Source organism: Bacillus bruguierae (assembly GCF_037104725.1).
GTDB classification, from domain to species: domain Bacteria; phylum Bacillota; class Bacilli; order Bacillales; family Bacillaceae_G; genus Bacillus_A; species Bacillus_A bruguierae.
In genome coordinates this window covers 376004-395066 of the sequence record NZ_JBAWSX010000001.1, presented here as the reverse complement: position 1 = coordinate 395066, position 19063 = coordinate 376004, and the positions used below count along the sequence as shown (strand labels likewise).

The 19063-nt window shown below is 37.2% G+C and carries 18 protein-coding genes and 2 tRNA genes; 3 read left to right on the top strand and 17 right to left on the bottom strand.

Annotated elements, in window-relative coordinates; translation table 11 throughout:
• Position 1: 1 nt before the first annotated feature.
• From hemC to hemA, 3 genes are read right to left on the bottom strand one after another with little or no spacing between them, the layout of a single operon-like run.
• A complete protein-coding gene (hemC, locus tag WAZ07_RS01935) occupies positions 2-931 on the bottom strand; it encodes a hydroxymethylbilane synthase (RefSeq protein WP_336471104.1) in 930 nt (309 codons plus the stop codon).
• A 14-nt stretch (positions 932-945) separates the two neighbouring features.
• Positions 946-1779, bottom strand: coding sequence for a cytochrome c biogenesis protein (locus WAZ07_RS01930; protein WP_090918687.1), 834 nt, complete (start codon positions 1777-1779; stop codon positions 946-948).
• A gap of 16 nt (positions 1780-1795) precedes the next feature.
• On the bottom strand, positions 1796-3133 hold the full coding sequence (gene hemA / locus WAZ07_RS01925) for a glutamyl-tRNA reductase (protein ID WP_336471103.1): 1338 nt from the start codon (positions 3131-3133) through the stop codon (positions 1796-1798).
• A gap of 473 nt (positions 3134-3606) precedes the next feature.
• Between hemA and WAZ07_RS01920 the strand changes: the two genes are divergently transcribed.
• Positions 3607-4059, top strand: coding sequence for a MarR family winged helix-turn-helix transcriptional regulator (locus tag WAZ07_RS01920; protein ID WP_336471102.1), 453 nt, complete (start codon positions 3607-3609; stop codon positions 4057-4059).
• A 2-nt stretch (positions 4060-4061) separates the two neighbouring features.
• Complete coding sequence (locus WAZ07_RS01915) at positions 4062-4478, top strand: organic hydroperoxide resistance protein (protein WP_090918692.1); 417 nt, start codon at positions 4062-4064, stop codon at positions 4476-4478.
• A 235-nt stretch (positions 4479-4713) separates the two neighbouring features.
• On the opposite strand, the gene yihA is transcribed toward WAZ07_RS01915, so the two are convergent.
• The 8 genes from yihA to WAZ07_RS01875 form a co-directional block, all read right to left on the bottom strand.
• The gene (yihA, locus tag WAZ07_RS01910; protein ID WP_336471101.1) at positions 4714-5310 is read right to left on the bottom strand and encodes a ribosome biogenesis GTP-binding protein YihA/YsxC; all 597 of its coding nucleotides are present in this window, start codon (positions 5308-5310) and stop codon (positions 4714-4716) included.
• Positions 5307-7637 carry an endopeptidase La gene (gene lon, locus WAZ07_RS01905; protein ID WP_336471100.1) on the bottom strand — a complete coding sequence of 777 codons (2331 nt, stop codon included), beginning with the start codon at positions 7635-7637 and terminating at the stop codon, positions 5307-5309. The genes yihA and lon overlap by 4 nt, the downstream gene beginning before the upstream one ends.
• A 214-nt stretch (positions 7638-7851) precedes the next feature.
• Positions 7852-9522, bottom strand: a complete 1671-nt coding sequence (lonB, locus tag WAZ07_RS01900; RefSeq protein ID WP_336471099.1) for an ATP-dependent protease LonB — start codon at positions 9520-9522, stop codon at positions 7852-7854.
• A gap of 145 nt (positions 9523-9667) precedes the next feature.
• Entirely contained in the window at positions 9668-10933 is a 1266-nt protein-coding gene (gene clpX, locus WAZ07_RS01895; protein ID WP_090920322.1) for an ATP-dependent protease ATP-binding subunit ClpX, read from the bottom strand.
• A gap of 263 nt (positions 10934-11196) precedes the next feature.
• Positions 11197-12480: a trigger factor gene (gene tig / locus WAZ07_RS01890; RefSeq protein WP_336471098.1), complete on the bottom strand. Its 1284-nt coding sequence runs from the start codon at positions 12478-12480 to the stop codon at positions 11197-11199.
• Positions 12481-12802: 322 nt separating this feature from the next.
• Complete coding sequence (locus WAZ07_RS01885; RefSeq protein ID WP_336471097.1) at positions 12803-13807, bottom strand: hypothetical protein; 1005 nt, start codon at positions 13805-13807, stop codon at positions 12803-12805.
• Positions 13808-14013: 206 nt separating this feature from the next.
• Complete coding sequence (locus tag WAZ07_RS01880) at positions 14014-14262, bottom strand: hypothetical protein (protein ID WP_090920311.1); 249 nt, start codon at positions 14260-14262, stop codon at positions 14014-14016.
• A 269-nt stretch (positions 14263-14531) separates the two neighbouring features.
• Positions 14532-14741 carry a group I intron-associated PD-(D/E)XK endonuclease gene (locus WAZ07_RS01875; RefSeq protein WP_336471411.1) on the bottom strand — a complete coding sequence of 70 codons (210 nt, stop codon included), beginning with the start codon at positions 14739-14741 and terminating at the stop codon, positions 14532-14534.
• Between the two features lie 50 nt (positions 14742-14791).
• Here WAZ07_RS01875 and WAZ07_RS01870 point away from each other — a divergent pair, with 50 nt between their 5' ends.
• Complete coding sequence (locus WAZ07_RS01870; RefSeq protein WP_336471096.1) at positions 14792-15406, top strand: PH domain-containing protein; 615 nt, start codon at positions 14792-14794, stop codon at positions 15404-15406.
• Between the two features lie 441 nt (positions 15407-15847).
• On the opposite strand, the gene WAZ07_RS01865 is transcribed toward WAZ07_RS01870, so the two are convergent.
• From WAZ07_RS01865 to rph, 6 genes are all read right to left on the bottom strand, one after another.
• Positions 15848-16333, bottom strand: coding sequence for a hypothetical protein (locus tag WAZ07_RS01865; protein WP_336471095.1), 486 nt, complete (start codon positions 16331-16333; stop codon positions 15848-15850).
• A 347-nt stretch (positions 16334-16680) separates the two neighbouring features.
• A tRNA-Arg gene (locus WAZ07_RS01860) sits at positions 16681-16754 on the bottom strand.
• Position 16755: 1 nt separating this feature from the next.
• Positions 16756-16829: transfer RNA gene (locus WAZ07_RS01855), tRNA-Gly, on the bottom strand.
• A gap of 101 nt (positions 16830-16930) precedes the next feature.
• Positions 16931-17437 (bottom strand): metallophosphoesterase, encoded by a 507-nt coding sequence (locus WAZ07_RS01850; protein ID WP_336471094.1) that lies wholly within the window; start codon positions 17435-17437, stop codon positions 16931-16933.
• A gap of 165 nt (positions 17438-17602) precedes the next feature.
• The gene (locus tag WAZ07_RS01845) at positions 17603-18214 is read right to left on the bottom strand and encodes an XTP/dITP diphosphatase (RefSeq protein WP_336471093.1); all 612 of its coding nucleotides are present in this window, start codon (positions 18212-18214) and stop codon (positions 17603-17605) included.
• A gap of 11 nt (positions 18215-18225) precedes the next feature.
• A complete protein-coding gene (gene rph, locus WAZ07_RS01840; RefSeq protein WP_336471092.1) occupies positions 18226-18963 on the bottom strand; it encodes a ribonuclease PH in 738 nt (245 codons plus the stop codon).
• Positions 18964-19063 lie beyond the last annotated feature (100 nt).

Below are 19063 nucleotides of genomic sequence, written 5' to 3'. Positions count from 1 at the left end.
GCTAGTTTTGCTCCTGATTTGCTGCGGCAATAAGTTCCTTTGCTCCTTGCCCGATTAACAAGTCTGCTGCTCGCTCTCCAACTTCTTTTGCATGTTCACCAGCAACAACTTCTTTCAATAAGACAGTGCCATCTGTCGATCCAACAAGAGCTGTTAATTCAATTTGGCCATCTTCTTTGAGCGTTGCATGTCCAGCAATCGGAACTTGGCAGCCTCCTTCTAATTTATTTAGAAATACACGCTCTGCTTCTACTGTTCTCGCTGTTACATTATCATTTAAATGACTTAATAATTGTAATAAATCCGCATCATCCTCGCGGCATTCAATCGATAGCGCCCCTTGGCCGACAGCTGGTACACATACCGTTTCTTCTAAATACCCTGTAATCACATCATCTGCCCAGCCCATTCGCTTTAGTCCTGCAGCTGCTAAAATAATCGCATCGTAATCTTCTTCTTTTAACTTACGTAGCCTCGTATCAATATTTCCGCGAATCCATTTCACTTGTAAATCCGGACGCGCAGCTAACAACTGTGCACTGCGGCGTAAACTGCTTGTACCAATCACCGCTCCTTCTGGTAACTCATCAAACGATTCTCCATTTTTAGAAATAAATGCATCACGCGGATCTACACGTTTTGGAATACATCCAATTGTTAGTCCTTCAGGAAGTACTGCTGGCATATCTTTCATACTATGGACAGCCATATCAATTTCTTTTGTAAACAGTGCATGTTCGATCTCTTTTACGAACAACCCTTTTCCGCCTACTTTCGAAAGTGTCACATCTAAAATAACGTCACCTTTCGTTACAATTTCTTTCACTTCAAATTCATATGGCAATCCTAGCGCCTTTAATTGATCGATAAACCAATTTGTTTGCGTTAATGCCAATTTACTTTTTCTTGATCCTACAATAATTTTGCGCATATTTTTCTCTCCTCTTATAAGTACCAAAAATGGAAGTTCGATAAACTACTAAATAAGAAAATATTAATTAACATAATAAGAAATGCTCCAATATTCCAGCTCGCAATTCTCTTTCCCTGTAACGTATCTGATCCGCGTAAATAAATACCTGCACAGTATACAAATAAGACGATGAAAGATCCGATTACCTTCGCGTCATACCAATGAAAATTATCTAACTTTGTATATCCCCATAGACACCCAAGCAAAATGGCTAATAAAAAGAAAGGTACAGAAAATAAATTTAAACCATATGACATAGAGTCCAGCTTCGGTAAATTTCCTAACCGCCTTAACCTTGCATTCCACTTTTTTTGCTTTAATAAACGATATTGAATTAAATACATAATGGAAAAAATAAAAGAAACTGTAAATGTTGCATAGGAAATAATCGCCATACCAATATGTACATAAACAAGCTCCGATACTAATTGATTTGCTAATACCGGCGACATTTTTCCAAGCGGCGTAAAAATAGAAAAAGCGCTTACACCAAACGCAATCATATTTGTGAAAAAGACTAAAAAGTCAATGCGCATGAATCGGTTAATCATTAATGATAATGTAATTAATAGCCATACATAAAAATAAATACCTGATAATAACGTTAAAATTGGATTAATTTCCGCTTCTGTTGCCCGAAGTAACATAAAGATTGAATATAGTACCCATACAACAGAAAGTAACCAAAAGGCAATCCGATTTGCCCTTCGGTTACTTTGAAAATAATCTATGAAATATAAACTAACGCTACAGGCATATAAAATAATGGCAATATGATAAATAATGCTATTGTTTAAAACACCCATCCGTTTATCCTTTCCATTACAAAGATGGAGCGGATACTGTCCACTTCTCTGCCCGTTTCCATTCTACTTCGCTCTCTTCCACTACTTCTTTCGCATTTAAATCGAAAATTTTCGCAAATAGAGCAAGTTTTTCTTTCGCATCTTCTTCAGCCGCTAACTCTTTCGCGATTAAAATTGGATCTTTTAACAATTGATTAATAATACTTTTCGTATGCTTACTAATCACTTTTCGTTCCCGCTCTGTTAACGTTGGAATTTTCCGTTCAATACTTTGCATTGTTTCACTTTGAATCGCTAATGCTTTATCGCGAAGTTCCGAAATTAACGGTACAACACCAAGCGTATTCAGCCATGACTTAAATAGAATCATTTCTTCTTCAATCATAATTTGAATTTTCTCAGCTTCTTTTAATCGCTCAGCACGATTCGCTTCCACAACACCTTGTAAATCATCAATATCATATAAGAAAACACTTTCTAACGCATCAATTGCTGGATCAATGTCACGCGGCACTGCAATATCTACCATAAAGAGCGGACGACCACAACGCATCCTTTCTACTTTGGACATCATTTCTTTCGTAATCACATATTCAGAAGCCCCTGTTGAGCTAATTACAATATCAGCTTCTAACAGTGCACATTGCAACTGATTCAACGGCTTTGCAAGCCCCATATATTTTTCTGCCATCGTTTCTGCTTTCGCAAACGTACGATTCATAACAGTCACTTTATGCGCACCGCTCCCGTACAAGTTCTGCAGTGCTAATTCGCCCATTTTGCCTGCACCAAGAATAAGAACATGGCAATCTTTTAAATCACCAAAAATTTTCTTTCCAAGTTCAACAGCGGCATAACTTACCGACATCGCATTACCGCCAATCGTTGTTTCTGAATGCGCACGTTTTGCTAATGTAACGACTTGTTTAAACAATTCATTAAATATCGTTCCTGTCGTTTTTACCTCTTGTGCAAGTAAGAAGCTACTACGAATTTGACCTAAAATTTGCGTTTCTCCAACTACCATTGAATCTAATCCACATGTTACGCGGAATAAATGATCTGTAGCACCATCTTGTTCATAAAGAGACAAGTATGGTGCAATTTCTTCTATTTCAAACTGAAACCAATCAGCCATAAATTTCTTAATATAATAGCGTCCTGTGTGTAACTGGTCTACTACAGCATAGATTTCCGTTCGATTGCACGTTGATACAATGACATTTTCTAATACACTTTTTTGTTTTTGTAATGTTGTCATTGCTTTCTCTAATTCTGTTGCCTGAAACGTTAGTTTCTCACGAATTTCTACAGGGGCTGTTCGATAGTTAACACCAACAACAAGAATATGCACGCAGCATGTCCCCCTTCAACCGATTTTTCATCTTATCTACTATCATAATACAACTTTCCTCTTATAAATCTGACAATCGTGTGAACATCTTCTCTCCCTTACTTAACTGACAATAAGACATCCACAGTGATAAGTAAAGAATGAAAGAAGAAAGGTGAGGATAACTTTTCATAAAGGACGATTATTTTACCTTCCCTCTCTCAAAGGGACAGTAAAAACCACGCTTCAATTTATAATAATTATAAAATAATAACTCTATCTGTACGTTACCAAAAAAAAATGTCGGAATCAAGTAATGGAAACTATTCCATACATACAGAAAGGCTAACTTTCCTTAGCTTCTTTCAATTGAATGAAAATATGTATGATTATGCCAAACGATAGATTTTCTTTTTGTTTGACATCTCGTTTTTTTTATTTTATATTGATTTTACAAAATTAAATTGTGCACAATTTAAAAAGGAGAGATACTCATGCATGAGAATCCTTTACATCTAGATAATCAACTTTGTTTTTCTATTTATGCTTGTTCTAGAGAAGTTACACGCTTTTACCGTCCTTATTTAGAGGAAATGGGCATTACGTATCCGCAGTACATTACTTTGTTAGTATTGTGGGAACAAGACAGAATTACAGTAAAAGAAATTGGTGAGCGATTATTTTTAGATTCCGGAACATTAACACCCATGTTAAAAAGAATGGAAAGTTTACAGCTTGTTAAGCGTGTTCGCTCAAAGAAAGATGAACGAAAAGTATGTATTGAACTAACAGAACAAGGAGCTGCTTTAAAAGAAAAAGCATGTTCATTGCCAGAAACAATGGCATCACATTTAGGAATTACAGCAGAAGATTATACAACTTTATTAATTCAATTAAATAAATTAATTGAAACAATGAAAACAATGAATGATAGAAAAGGGGAATAACAATGGAAACATTATATACTGCTACTGTAACAGCAACAGGTGGACGAAACGGAAAAGTAATCTCCGAGGATGGTGTATTAAACCTTGATGTAAAAATGCCAAAAGCATTAGGCGGTATGGGCGGCGCAGCAACAAATCCTGAACAATTATTTGCAGCAGGTTATGCAGCTTGTTTTGATAGTGCATTGCAGCTTGTCATTCGTACGAAACGCGTAAAAGTAGAAAGTACAGAGGTAACCGCTCACGTATCGATTGGCAAAGATACAGATGGTGGATTTGGATTAGCTGCCACATTAAATGTACGTGTAGCGGGCGTATCTCGCGAAGAAGCAAAACAATTAGTCGAAGCTGCACACGGAGTATGCCCATACTCTAAGGCAACAAGAGGAAATATAGAAGTTACATTAAACGTACTATAAAGTGAAACTTCCATCCGAGGGGGTTTTCTTCCTCCCCTCGGATGGAAAGCCCGCCCAATCGGGCTTTTACGGGCAGTTATCCCCCACTTATCTTCTTTAGAAAAGCGGAAGCGGCTCGCTCAGAAACGATCGGAGATTCTAGCCACTGGAACTGGACAATACTCTCTCTGAACCTTGAGTTGGGGGTCTTACTGCCCACGAATAGCGGAATAAAACAAAAAACGTGTGACGGATGTCACACGTTTTTTGTTTTTGTAAACTTATGAATCGCTTTCCACGCTTCTTCTTTCCCAAGACCTGTTTCTGAAGAGAATAATACGACTTCATCTTCTGGATCTACATCAAGCGTTTCTTTGACAACTTTTAAATGCTTTTGCCATTTTCCTTTTGGAATTTTATCAGCTTTTGTTGCAATAATGATTGTAGGAATTTCATAATGTTTTAAGAAATCATACATCATCACATCGTCGTTCGTCGGCTTATGACGTAAATCAATCACAAGAACAGCTGCATCTAACTGCTGTCTTTTTGTGAAATACGTTTCAATCATCTTGCCCCATGCTGCTCGTTCTGTTTTAGATACTTTCGCATAACCATAACCTGGTACATCCACAAAATGCATCATATCATTAATGATGAAAAAGTTTAATGTTTGCGTTTTTCCTGGTTTAGAAGAAATGCGCACTAATTTTTTTCGATTTAAAATTTTATTAATAAAGGATGATTTTCCTACATTTGAACGACCCGCTAATGCAATTTCCGGTAAATCTCCCTCAGGATATTGTTCTGGTTTGACTGCGCTTATAACAATCTCAGCTTTTGTTACTTTCATTTTTTCACTCCTACTAATGCGTGCTCTAATACCTCATCTAAATGAGAGACTGGCACAAACGTAAGGTTTTCCTTTACGCTTTCTGGAATATCTTCTAAATCTCTTTCATTTTCTGCCGGTAAAATAATTTTCTTTAAACCTGCACGATGTGCGCTCAATGTTTTCTCTTTCAATCCACCAATCGGTAACACGCGACCACGAAGTGTAATTTCACCTGTCATTCCCACTTCTTTACTAACAGGAATACCTGTTAATGCTGAAATAAGAGCCGTTGCCATTGTAATCCCCGCTGATGGCCCGTCTTTTGGTACCGCACCTTCAGGAACATGAATATGAATATCATGTTTTTCGTGGAAATCAGGGGCGATATGCAGTTCTTCTGCACGAGAACGAATATAACTAAATGCTGCTTGTGCAGATTCTTTCATCACATCCCCAAGTTTTCCTGTTAAAATCAATTTCCCTTTACCCGGAGATACAGATACCTCAATTGCAAGTGTATCTCCTCCAGCTGCTGTATACGCTAAACCTGTTGCCATACCTACTTGATCTTTCGTTTCTGCTTGACCATAACGGTATATGCGTTTTCCAAGTAATTCTGTAATATTCTTCTCCGTTACAACGACGCGCTTACGTTCTTCTGTTACAATAATCTTCGCTGCTTTCCGGCAAAGCTTCGCAAGCTGACGTTCTAACGTACGAACTCCCGCTTCACGCGTATAGTAACGAATGATTTCAAGAAGCGCTTCATCGCGCACTTGTAAATTTCCTTTTTTCAATCCATGTTCTTTCAATTGTTTCGGCAATAAATGTTCACGGGCAATATGTACTTTTTCAAGTTCTGTATAACCAGCAATAGAAATGATCTCCATACGGTCAAGAAGCGGACCTGGAATGCTTGCAAGCGTATTAGCAGTTGCAATAAACATCACTTTTGATAAATCGTACGGCTCTTCAATATAATGATCACTAAAATTATGATTTTGTTCTGGATCTAATACCTCTAATAATGCCGCTGAAGGATCACCGCGGAAATCATTGGACATTTTATCAATCTCATCTAATAAAAAGACAGGATTGATTGTTTTTGCTTTTTTCATCCCCTGAATAATGCGGCCCGGCATCGCACCGACATAAGTACGACGATGACCACGAATTTCCGATTCATCACGTACACCGCCAAGTGATACACGAACAAAATTACGATTCACTGATGTCGCAATTGAACGAGCTAACGATGTTTTTCCAACCCCAGGAGGACCAACTAAACAAAGAATAGGACCTTTTAACGAATTGGTGAGCTTTTGCACCGCTAAATATTCAAGCACACGTTCTTTTACTTTTTCAAGTCCGTAATGCTCTTCATTTAAAATATTTTCAGCACGTACAATATCTATACGATCTTCTGTTGCCTCCATCCAAGGAAGAGATAATAACCAATCAATATAATTGCGAATGACACCGCTCTCCGCTGAACTTGTCGGCAATTTCTCATAACGATCTAGCTCTTTTAATGCTGCCTTTTTCGTTTCTTCTGGCATTCCTGATTCTTCAATCTTTTCGCGAAGTTCTTCTACTTCGCCGCCTTTTCCTTCTTTATCACCAAGCTCTTTTTGAATAGCTTTCATTTGTTCACGTAAGAAGTACTCCTTTTGTGTACGCTCCATAGAACGTTTCACTTGCTGACCAATTTTCTTTTCTAAGTTTAATAACTCTTTTTCATCTTGAATAAAAGAAATAAGCGTATGTAATCGTTCTTTCACTACAGTAATTTCTAAAATTTGTTGCTTTTGCTTCATTTTGAGCGGCAAATGTGATGATACAAGATCAGCTAATCGACCTGGTTCATCAACATCAACAACTGTCGCAAACGTTTCACCTGAAATTTTCTTGGACAGCTTAATATATTGCTCAAAATACTCAGTTAATGTACGCATAAGCGCCTTTTCTTCTAAATCGCCTTCTTCTTCTTCAATTAACGTATGGACGTTAGCTGTAATTACATCATCTTCTTCAATGAACTCTGTCATTTCTACTCTATGTAAACCTTCAACAAGGATACGCATTGTCCCATTTGGCAATTTGAGCATTTGCTTCACTTTTGCTAACGTACCTACTTTATAAACATCATCTTCTTTCGGATCATCGATATTCACGTCTTTTTGCATCGCTAAAAAAATCACATTTTCATCCATAGCCGCCTGCTCAAGCGCTTTGATCGATTTATCACGTCCTACATCAAGATGCAGAACCATCGTCGGATATACGAGAACGCCTCTTAATGGTAGGAGGGGCACGATTCTTTCGTTCGCATTCATATTAGACATAGCACCTCCATAAATATCTTTGTTTCCCTATTTTATATTACAATAAAGCCTTATGCAATCGCAGAGACTCAATACTCTGTTTCTTGTTCAAGAAAAAGGACTTCCCTTAAGCATATGACGACTTAAGCGAAGCCTAGAATATATCTCAATGATTTAACTTTCTTCTTAGCGAAAACTGTCGCTAAAAGTCCGATTGATCGGCTAACACTTTCTTTCAAATCGATTGTGCATCATCTTCCTCAAAAGAGAGCAACGTATCGCCTGTTCGCTCCATTTTTTCTTGTACACATGCTAATGCAAATACTTCTTTTAATTTTCGGACAGGAACAATTTCAATACCTTTAATTGTATAAAGAAGGGGCTGCATATTTTCTGCGGGGATGAGCACTTTCTTTACCCCGGCCTTTTTCGCTGCTTTTACTTTTGCATAAACACCGCCGACTGGTTTTATTTCCCCGTGAATACTAATCTCTCCGGTCATCGCTACTTCATTATTGACATACATGCGATGAACTGCAGAATATACACCTGTTGCAATTGCAATGCCGGCAGATGGACCATCAATAGGAACACCGCCTGGAAAGTTAATATGTATATCATATCCTTCTGGCAATAAATCCAGTGAACGAAGGACAGTGACAACATTATCAACAGAACCTTTCGCCATACTTTTACGGCGAATCGATTTTGCTTGATTACCGATACTCTCCTCTTCAACAATTCCCGTTACTACAACAGACCCATTTTCTTTTGCCGCAATTGCTGTTACTTCTATTTCAAGTAGTGCCCCTGTATTAGGTCCATACACAGCTAAGCCATTTACAAGGCCGATTCTTGGAATTGGATATATACGTTTTTCGTATTTAGGTGTCAATTGACTGGAATGAATCACCCATTCAATATCTTCATCCCTTATAAAAGATCGTCCTTCGTTAATTGCCATTCCAGCAGAGATTTGCACAAGGTTAATGGCTTCTCTTCCATTTCGCGCGTACATTCCAATCATTTCTACGCCTTGTTTACCCATCTCCATACTTACCTTTTCAGCAGCATTTTCGGCTACCTCTTCAATCTCTTCTGTATCTAATTCACGAAAAAAGACTTCTAAACAACGCGAGCGAATCGCTGGAGGAATTTCCTCTGGGGAACGTGTTGTCGCACCAACAAGACGAAAATCAGCTGGTAATCCCTTTTGGAAAATATCGTGTATATGCGTTGGAATGAGAGAATTTTCCTCACTATAATATGCACTTTCCAAAAACACTTTGCGATCCTCAAGCACTTTTAACATCTTATTCATTTGAATTGGATGAAGCTCTCCAATCTCATCAATAAATAAAATACCTCCATGCGCATCTGTGACCGCTCCTTTTTTCGGTTGCGGAATACCCGCTTGTCCCATCGCACCGGCCCCTTGATAAATCGGGTCATGAACAGAACCGATTAACGGATCAGCAATCCCTCGTTCATCAAACCGCGCTGTTGTGGCATCAAGTTCAATAAATGTTGCATTCATTCGAAATGGAGACTTCATATTTTTCTTCGCTTCTTCTAATACGAGCCGCGCCGCCGCTGTTTTCCCGACCCCTGGTGGTCCGTATATAATGACATGCTGCGGATTTGGTCCGCATAGAGCTGCCTTTAATGATTTAATACCATCTTCTTGCCCCACAATATCGGCAAACGAAGCCGGACGAACCTTTTCAGCAAGTGGTTCTGTTAACGAAATTTCCCGCATTTTCCGAAGCTGCTCTAGCTCTTTCTTTGATTCTCTATCGATTGAAACTTTTTGCGTTCGCTGGTTTCGGAGTAAGTGCCAAAAATATAATCCGACAATTACACCAAAGACAAGTTGAACGATTAAAAAAATATTTGTCCAGCTCATATTCATTTCCTCCCGCTATGTTTTACTCATTAGTATCCCCTGGGAGGAAACACGCTAAACATAAGAAGAAACAGCAATTATATAATTGCTGTTTCTATCGTTTATATTCCATTGCATAAATAATGGGGGCCAAAGCCCCCACTATTTATGCAGATGTTTTTGTATCTTGCTCAAGTACAGTACCATCTTGAAGCACTAATTTTGGCGCGGCATTTTCTGTTACTGTTTCTTTTGAAATTACACATTTTTCAATGTCCTTACGAGATGGAAGTTCAAACATCACATCTAACATAAGACCTTCAATAATAGAACGAAGTCCACGTGCACCTGTTTTACGTTCAATTGCTTTTTTGGCAATTTCAACAAGAGCTTCTTCTTCAAACTCTAATGCAACATCATCAAGCTCCAATAACTTTTGGAACTGCTTCACAAGCGCATTTTTCGGCTTTGTTAAGATGTCAACAAGAGCATCTTCATCAAGTGGCTCTAAGTTCGCAATAACCGGAAGACGACCAATAAATTCTGGAATTAATCCAAATTTTAATAAATCTTCTGGCAATACATGCGATAAAACATGCTTTTCTGTTACATCAGCATTTTTCTTCTCAGAACCGAAGCCAATCACTTTTTCACCAAGACGGCGTTTAATGATTGGTTCAATACCATCAAATGCACCGCCACAAATGAATAAAATGTTTGTCGTATCGATTTGAATAAACTCTTGATGTGGATGCTTACGACCACCTTGAGGCGGAACGCTCGCTACAGTTCCTTCTAAAATTTTAAGAAGTGCCTGTTGCACACCCTCACCAGATACGTCACGCGTAATTGACGGATTTTCTGACTTACGAGCCACTTTATCAATTTCGTCAATATAAATGATTCCTTTTTCCGCTTTCTCTACATCATAATCAGCTGCTTGAATAAGTTTTAATAAGATGTTTTCTACATCTTCCCCTACGTATCCAGCTTCCGTTAAAGATGTTGCATCAGCAATTGCAAATGGAACATTTAAAATACGCGCTAATGTTTGAGCTAATAACGTTTTACCGCTACCTGTTGGCCCAATTAAAGAAATATTACTTTTCGCTAATTCTACATCATCAATTTTGCTGCTAGAATTAATGCGCTTGTAATGGTTATATACCGCTACCGCTAATGCTTTCTTCGCTTGATCTTGTCCGATTACATATTCATCCAAAATTTCACGAATTTCTACCGGCTTCGGTACATCTTTGAATTCTACTTCTTCATCTTTTGCAAGCTCCTCTTGCACGATTTCTGTGCAAAGCTCTATACATTCATCACAAATGTAAACCCCAGGACCTGCCACAAGTTTTCGAACTTGCGTTTGTGTTTTACCACAGAAAGAACATTTTAATTGTCCTTTCTCATCATTAAATTTAAACATATTTTCACACCCCTTACAAAGTGCTAAAACCTTGCCTTCGTATGTACACGATAAATGTATCGTATGTAAATACATATTATGTCACTACGTGGCGAGAAATACAAATAATATAGTTAGTTATGTACAAATAAAAATTTTTAAAACTTTTGAAATATGTATATTCGACTTTTGAAGAATCATTTCCTTCTTCATAACAAAATGTTTTACAAATATATTTATATTTATAAAACAAGGCACGAGCAATGTCGCGCCTTGTTATTTTATTATGCAGTCTTGCTGTTATCTACTAAGAAATCTACTGCTTTACGAACTTGAAGATCTTCTTTTACACCTTCAACGTTACCAAGAGCTTGTTTCACAGCGTCTACTGGCATGTTGTACATTTCAGCCATTTTTTCAATTTCTGCATTTACTTCTTCATCTGTTGCTTCAATGTTTTCAGCTTTGATGATTGCTTCAAGAACAAGGTTAGTTGTTACGCGTTTTGCAGCGTCTTCTTTCATTTGTCCTTTTAATTTCTCTTCATCAGTACCTGTGAATTGGTAGTAAAGTTCTAAGTTCATGCCTTGGTAGCTTAAGCGTTGTTCGAATTCGCGAACCATACGATCTAACTCAGTTTCGATCATAGCTTCTGGAATATCGATTTCTGCATTTGCAGAAGCTTTTTCTACTACTTCATCACGAACTTTGTGTTCAGCTTCTTGCTTTTTGCTTACTTCTAAGTTTTCACGAATTTTTGCTTTTAACTCATCAAGAGTTGCAACTTCTTCGTTTGCATCTTTCGCGAACTCATCATCTAAAGCAGGAAGTTCTTTCACTTTAATTTCATGAATTGTTACTTTAAATGTAGCTGGTTTACCAGCTAGTTCAGCTGCATGGTATTCTTCTGGGAATGATACTTCCACGTCTTTTTGTTCGCCAGCTTTTAGACCAACTAATTGCTCTTCAAAGCCTGGAATGAATGTGCCAGAACCGATTGCTAAAGAGTAGTTTTCGCCTTTTCCGCCTTCAAATGCTTCGCCATCAACGAAACCTTCGAAGTCGATTACAGCTGTATCACCGTTTGCTACAGTACCTTCTTCTTTCACTACAAGCTCAGCTTGACGCTCTTGTAAAGATGTTAATTCATTCTCTACATCTTCGTCAGTTACAGTAGCATCCATTTTCTCTACTGTTAAGCCTTTGTATTCGCCTAATTTCACTTCAGGTTTTACAGTAACTTTTGCAGTGAAAATTAAGTTTTGACCTTTTTCGAATTTCTCGATGTCGATTTCAGGATGAGCAACTGGGAAGATACCCGTTTCATCGATTGCTTCTCCGTATGCTTTTGGTAAGATGATATCTAAAGCATCTTGGTATAAAGATTCTACACCGAAGCGTTGTTCGAATAGCGGACGAGGCATTTTCCCTTTACGGAAGCCCGGTACATTAATTGTTTTTACTACTTTTTTGAACGCAGCGTCTAAAGAGTTGTTTACTTCTTTCGCATCAACTTCAATTGTTAAAACGCCAACGTTCCCTTCTAATTTTTCCCATTTTGCAGCCATTTATTCTTTCCCTCCAACTATAATAATGTATGCACATACCTTTAGAGATCGAGGCCTTTATCGTTTCTCAAAAAGAAACAACAAACGCAAACTGATAAATTCAGCCTTCTATCCACTATAAAAAACTTGGGACATATACTTCTCAATCTACTATTTGCCCAAAAGACAAATACGGTATATTTTGTTCGAGAATAATATGAAACATATAAGTAAGAGAATATTTGTTTCTATTCTCTTATAAAAAGGCAGATTTAAGCCTTTTGCAACCCTTACATTATAACATAGAATACTCTCGTTTCAATAACTGAAACATTCTTTTTCATTATACTGGCATAAACCCTTCTTTCTCAATACGTAAAAACCACTGATATGCAATATGGTATTCTTCCAGTGTAATATCATATTCACGAAGAAGCTTTTCTTCATCGATTGGCATTCCAAAGCGCTTCCTTCCAACTCTCTCTAAAACAGCTGCCCATAACTCGTCTTTGTCCGTTAATAGAGGAAACGGGAAGAGACTTGTCTGCATTTCTTTCCAATATGTAATCATTGCCCCATACATCGATGGATTATCATGCTCTAATCGTTCAGATAATATATGTAACACTTCTCCTGTATCATATTGATTATAAGCCAAATTAGCCGGTATAACTGTTATTATCTCACCAAATTTTTCTACATCTATCTTTTCTTGCATTCCAAATTCCATCAATGCGTATAAGATAGAAGTTTTAATATACGGGTGTTTCGTTTCATCTAATAAAAATGTACGCAACGTCGGCAACGCCTTCTCGACATGTTTAGTCGCAAGACGATTCACCGCGCGCAGTTGCTCCCCGTAGTCACCAGTCAGCAAGGCATCCACAAACGCAGGTTCATCAAAAGATAAACCGTCATCTATCTCTACTACTTCTTCACTCTCTAGCATACTCTTTGCAAACAAAGCAAGTTGTGCTAACTTTTCCTTTTGCTCTACTGTTATTTCTTTCGTTTGCAAAACAGACTGAACCGTTTCAATAATACCTTCATAATCATTTATTTGCACTAAAATCGTAATATACGTTTCGAGAATATCTTGAAATAAGAACTCACCTGTTTCAAGCAATTTCTCGCATCGCTCTTTTGCTTCTTTCATTTCCTTTAATTCTAGCAAACAAATAACTGAAGCTAATTCTGATTGCTCTGTCTGCGCACCGTATTGGCGCAACATTTCGAAGTTTTTTAACGCATCTTCAAACCGACGCTCGCGCAATGCAATAAATCCTTCATCGGTAAATCGCGCTGACAATTGCGGAAACAATACGACCGTACTTTCTTTTTTATCCATACGCTCGCCTCTTTTTTTAGATTTTCAATACACTTTAAAGTTAATATAACAAATGACAGTTCGGAACACAATAATTGACATCTGTTCGTTTTTATTGAGAAAATGCCGATTTCTGTTATACAAAAGATTGAACATATCAGCGGGAAATATGAAAGCAGAAATTTCATAAATAAAACAAAAAACTCTCTGCTGCCGATGCGGAGAGTCTAATGGAAAGCTTTTATAATAGTAGGGTATATAAAGAGGGTTATCATTTGAAGAACAATAAACGTCATCACGATGATGCTAAAAAAGACAATAAGCTTACTACGCTTCATTAACAACATAATAATTATGATTGTACCGATGATTAAACAGATGAAAAATATACTTACACTTGAGCTTAATAATCCACTTGGAAACATGAATAATAAGATTACACTACAAACTCCAATCATTCCTAATAGCCATTCCATTCTCTGTCCCCTTAAGTCTGTATTTATGCTATTAACTGTTTTACAACCTCAATCATGTGAGTCAGTTTATCATACGCAATAACTCCAAAAGCAATCGTTAAAGCTGCTACAGCTAATCCTTTCATCATTTTTTCCTCCTCGATTCGTCTTTGTTACCTTTATTATAAAATGTTTAAAAATAGTTACCATCGAACTACCTTACATATACCTTACAGAATTGTAAGATTTCTCAAAAAATACCACCTCAGTTAACATACACTGGGGGAGTTTTATGGTATTTCCCTATATTCATCTGCAAAATTTATATTCTTTTCTTGATAATTTTTAGGAGCTTTAACTCTTAAATTAATTGATTTCCGAAAGACTTTAGGATTGAAATAATAACATAAATCGGTTTGAGGACAATATACACTATAAAGTTTCATTTCACCGTTCGTTTCTTCCTTCTTATATTTAACATTTCTTTCTGCATAAATGATATAATACTATTGCGATTATTCTGAAATTAATAACGAAAGGATGATTCACTATGTTCAAAAAAGTAGCAGCTGATATGCTTGGCTTAAGTGATATTGGAACCGTCATTACCCTTGCTGATTACGATAAAGTAGATGCTGATGATTATGTCATGCATGAAGAAAATGAAAAAATTTATTTTTTAATCAAATCAAAAACAGACGAATATTGCTTTACAAATACAGCTCTTATTCACGTTGACGGAACGAGTGCCGTAAGTAAGAAACGTACACTTCGCCGTTATAAATACAACACTCATAAAATTTCTAACGTCCTGCTCGAAACGGCTGGTACTGTCGATTTAGATATTGAACTTAAATTTACTATGGGCGGGGAGCATTACTCCATTGATATACATAAAAAACATATTGAAGAAGTAAAAGATTTATATAAAGCACTTCTAAAAATCGCTGAAATTACTCACGAAAATGACATCGCAACGCAATACGCACATAAAAGCCTGGAAATGGCATCTTCTACATTAAGTAATGTAAGAAATGCTGAATTAGATCTTGCAGCACAGTTTAAAGAAATTAATCAGATTGCATTCAACTGGCTTGTTGATACGAAGAAACAATACAATGTAAAAGATTTCGGATTTGTATTTGAGAAGTTTATTAACAATTAATGTACATCACGAAAAAGGAAAGCAGTCTTTGCGGCCGCTTTCCTCTTTTTTCTATATTAATCTGTCAGTTCTATAAGACGTATTAAGTATTGTTTTCTTCAAGCACTTCCAAAAGGCCCTCTAGTCTCCTACTGTAGCCAAAAAGCTCTTGCCAACTATCTCTGTTTTTGAATGTACTTTTTTAAATAAATTCCACTTAATCTTTCTTCCATCCAAGAAACTCGATACTAACCCTGCTACAAAATCATCATATTCCACTAACTCGGCATAAATATCACTAAACGTATCATCTTGACAACAACAATTGGAATAATTCAAAAAAGACTATTCACTATGTAGTTTAAATTTTTCTTGAAATTCTGCTTTCAAGGAAGTTTCTTTTGTGTCTTTTTCATTTCAGAAAAATCAATTTAAAACACCAGTCTCTCCTCACAATCTAAATTAAATCGTATACTTCAACTTTTCTATTGTCTTAAGAATCTCATTTCTATTCTTTGAAAGTTTCATCCATTTTGGTAGCCTACTCTCGACGCTTAAATAATATGGTCTAAATGGTCTTAAACGTTTCTGAACATAATCTTCTACACGATGAAGATGTTCGAGATTAAAGAACCAAAGCTTACGACCACAACATTCCCTTTGCAAATATAAAGGTAAACCAAAGTACCAATCAACACCATGTTTTTCATTGAATAATTCATGGTTAAATGCCCACAAATTATCCCATCTTCTTTTAGGATGAATGTCTTTTGTTAATCCACATTTACTACATAATAACCGTTTAGATTCATGACCTATATATCTAGGCTCATCTTTTCCTTTTGCGTTATCTGGAGTAAAAACCCTCGCACAACTATTACATCTAGGACAATGAACTAAGAATAAATCCGTATGCTCTATTAACATTCCACCGTAGTTACCTAGCATATTTTTATTCCACCGCCTCCTTTGACTATTTAGATATAATAACAAAAGTGATTACCTTATAAGCAATCACCACCATGCTCTAAAAATCCCTATTATCATAACCGTTGTTACAACTAAAGATTTTTTCACTTATTTATCTCTTTACAAACTACAAAATCTTCTCATTTAAATATTCTATTCCTTATTCAAATAACCTGCTCTAACTTTTAACATAGTCAAAAGTTAAAGCAGGTTACAGATTATATATTCCTTTATTTCTTTTGAGCAAGACAAAACCCCCTACACCATTTAACTAAACGATGTAAGGGGTATAAAAAAAAGAAGTGCACTCATGCACTTCTCTGTAGCGTCCCAGGAGAGATTCGAACTCCCGACCGACGGCTTAGAAGGCCGTTGCTCTATCCTGCTGAGCTACTGGGACATGGAGCGGGTGAAGAGAATCGAACTCTCGACCAGAGCTTGGAAGGCTCTTGTTTTACCACTAAACTACACCCGCATGATATGAAATTTTTTCTAATGCCTCATCGACAATATTCATTATATTATCGATGATAATTAAAGTCAACATTTTTTTCAAATAGAGTGAAAAAATTCTTTTCACCCTATTTGAAACGTTTTTTGTGCTACAGTTACACCTTCTAAAGTAAGGAAACGTATGTCTATTTGACCTTCTTGTATTTCGAGTACAGCAAATGTTTTTTCTCTTCGCGAACGCGGCAAAAGAATACTTCCTGGATTGATAAACAAAATATCGTCTATGATTTCTGCTCCTAATATATGCGAATGACCGAAGCAAACGACATTTACCTCAGCTTCTTTCGCGCGATATAAAAGTGTTTGCAGTGTCATTTTAATATTGTATAAATGTCCATGTGTGACGAGAAAACGTGTATGTTGTACTTCTGTGATGATGTCATTTGGAAAGTCAAAGGCAAAATCACAGTTTCCTTTCACTACATGAAACCCTTCTAGTTCAACGTGCTGCGATGTTAATTCCGAATCACCGCAATGAATCATCACATCTACGTTTCCCTCGTACTGCTCTTTTAATTGCTTTAGCTCTTTCACAGAACCGTGACTGTCGCTCACAATTAACGCCTTCATCAGTTTCGCTCCCTTATTATCCCGCTATTCGTGGGCAATAAGACCCCCACCTCAATATTCAGAGAGAATCAAAAAAGATGGGCGGGGGACAACTGCCCGTAAAATCCCGATTGGTCGGGCTTTCCATCAACGGGGGATGAAGCCCCCACTGATGGAAGTTTCACTTTATTCTTCGCCTAAAAACCAAACTGGAATTTTTTCTTCTAATTTACGAAGCGCGCGTCCGCGATGACTAATTTTATTTTTCTCATCCGACGACAATTCTGCCATTGCGCTTTTGTATTCTTCTACATAGAAAATGGGATCATACCCAAATCCATTTTCCCCGCGCTGCTGTTCTAAAATCTTTCCTTCACACGTTCCATTTACAATCAATGGTTTTTTATCTTCTTGCGGAAATGCAACAGCTAATGCGCAATAAAAACGCGCTGTACGCTTCTCCATTGGAACATCCTTTAATCCGTCTAACACTTTTTGAATGTTAGCTTGATCATTCTTTTCCTCACCTGCATAACGAGCAGAGTGAACACCTGGTTTCCCCTGCAAAGCATCTACAATTAAACCAGAATCATCTGCAATGACAATTTCACCTAGCTGTTTACACAGATGTTCCGCCTTTAAAATCGCGTTTTCTTCAAACGTTTCACCCGTTTCCTCTACTTCTTCAATATGAGGAAAATCATAAAGTGATTTTACTTCTAAATCAAACTTTTCAAATAGCTCGGCAAATTCACGTACTTTCCCGGCATTCTTTGTCGCTACGACAACTTGCTTCATACTTTCCACCTCTATTCCATATGAGTTACAATATCACCTAATGCTTCTTTTTGCATTTCAACAAGCTGTAAAATCCCTTGTTCTGCTACATCAAGCAACTCGTTCAATTCACCGCGGCTAAATGTCGCTTCTTCTCCTGTACCTTGCACTTCAACAAAGTGTCCTTTTCCTGTCATAATGACATTCATATCAACATTCGCCTTAGAATCTTCTGCATAATTTAAATCTAATACAATGCCATGCTCATCAACGATTCCAACAGACGTTGCCGCCAAGAAATCTTTCACTGGAAGTTTCGATACTTTCCCTGCTGCCACAAGCTTCTCAAACGCTAATACCATCGCTACATACGCACCAGTAATAGAAGCTGTTCGCGTTCCGCCGTCAGCTTGAATTACATCACAGTCAATCCAAATTGTTTTTTCACCAAGTGCTTCTAAATCAACAACAGCACGCAATGCTCGTCCAATTAAACGTTGAATTTCCATTGTACGTCCCGTTACTTTCCCCTTACTTGATTCACGAATGGTACGCTGTTCTGTTGCACGAGGAATCATGGAATACTCTGCTGTAACCCACCCTTTTCCTTCACCTCTCATAAACGGAGGAACTCGATCTTCAATTGTTGCTGTACAAATAACCTTTGTATCACCAACTTCAATTAATACCGATCCTTCTGGATGTTTTAAATAATTCGTATGAATATGTATACGGCGCAGCTCTGATGCTTGTCTACCATCTACTCGCATAAAAAATAACCCCCTTGTAACTACTACTTGTTAGTATAGCCCATTAAAAATTTATGTTATGTATCACAATAAAAGAAGGAGAATTAGATGTATTCCCCTT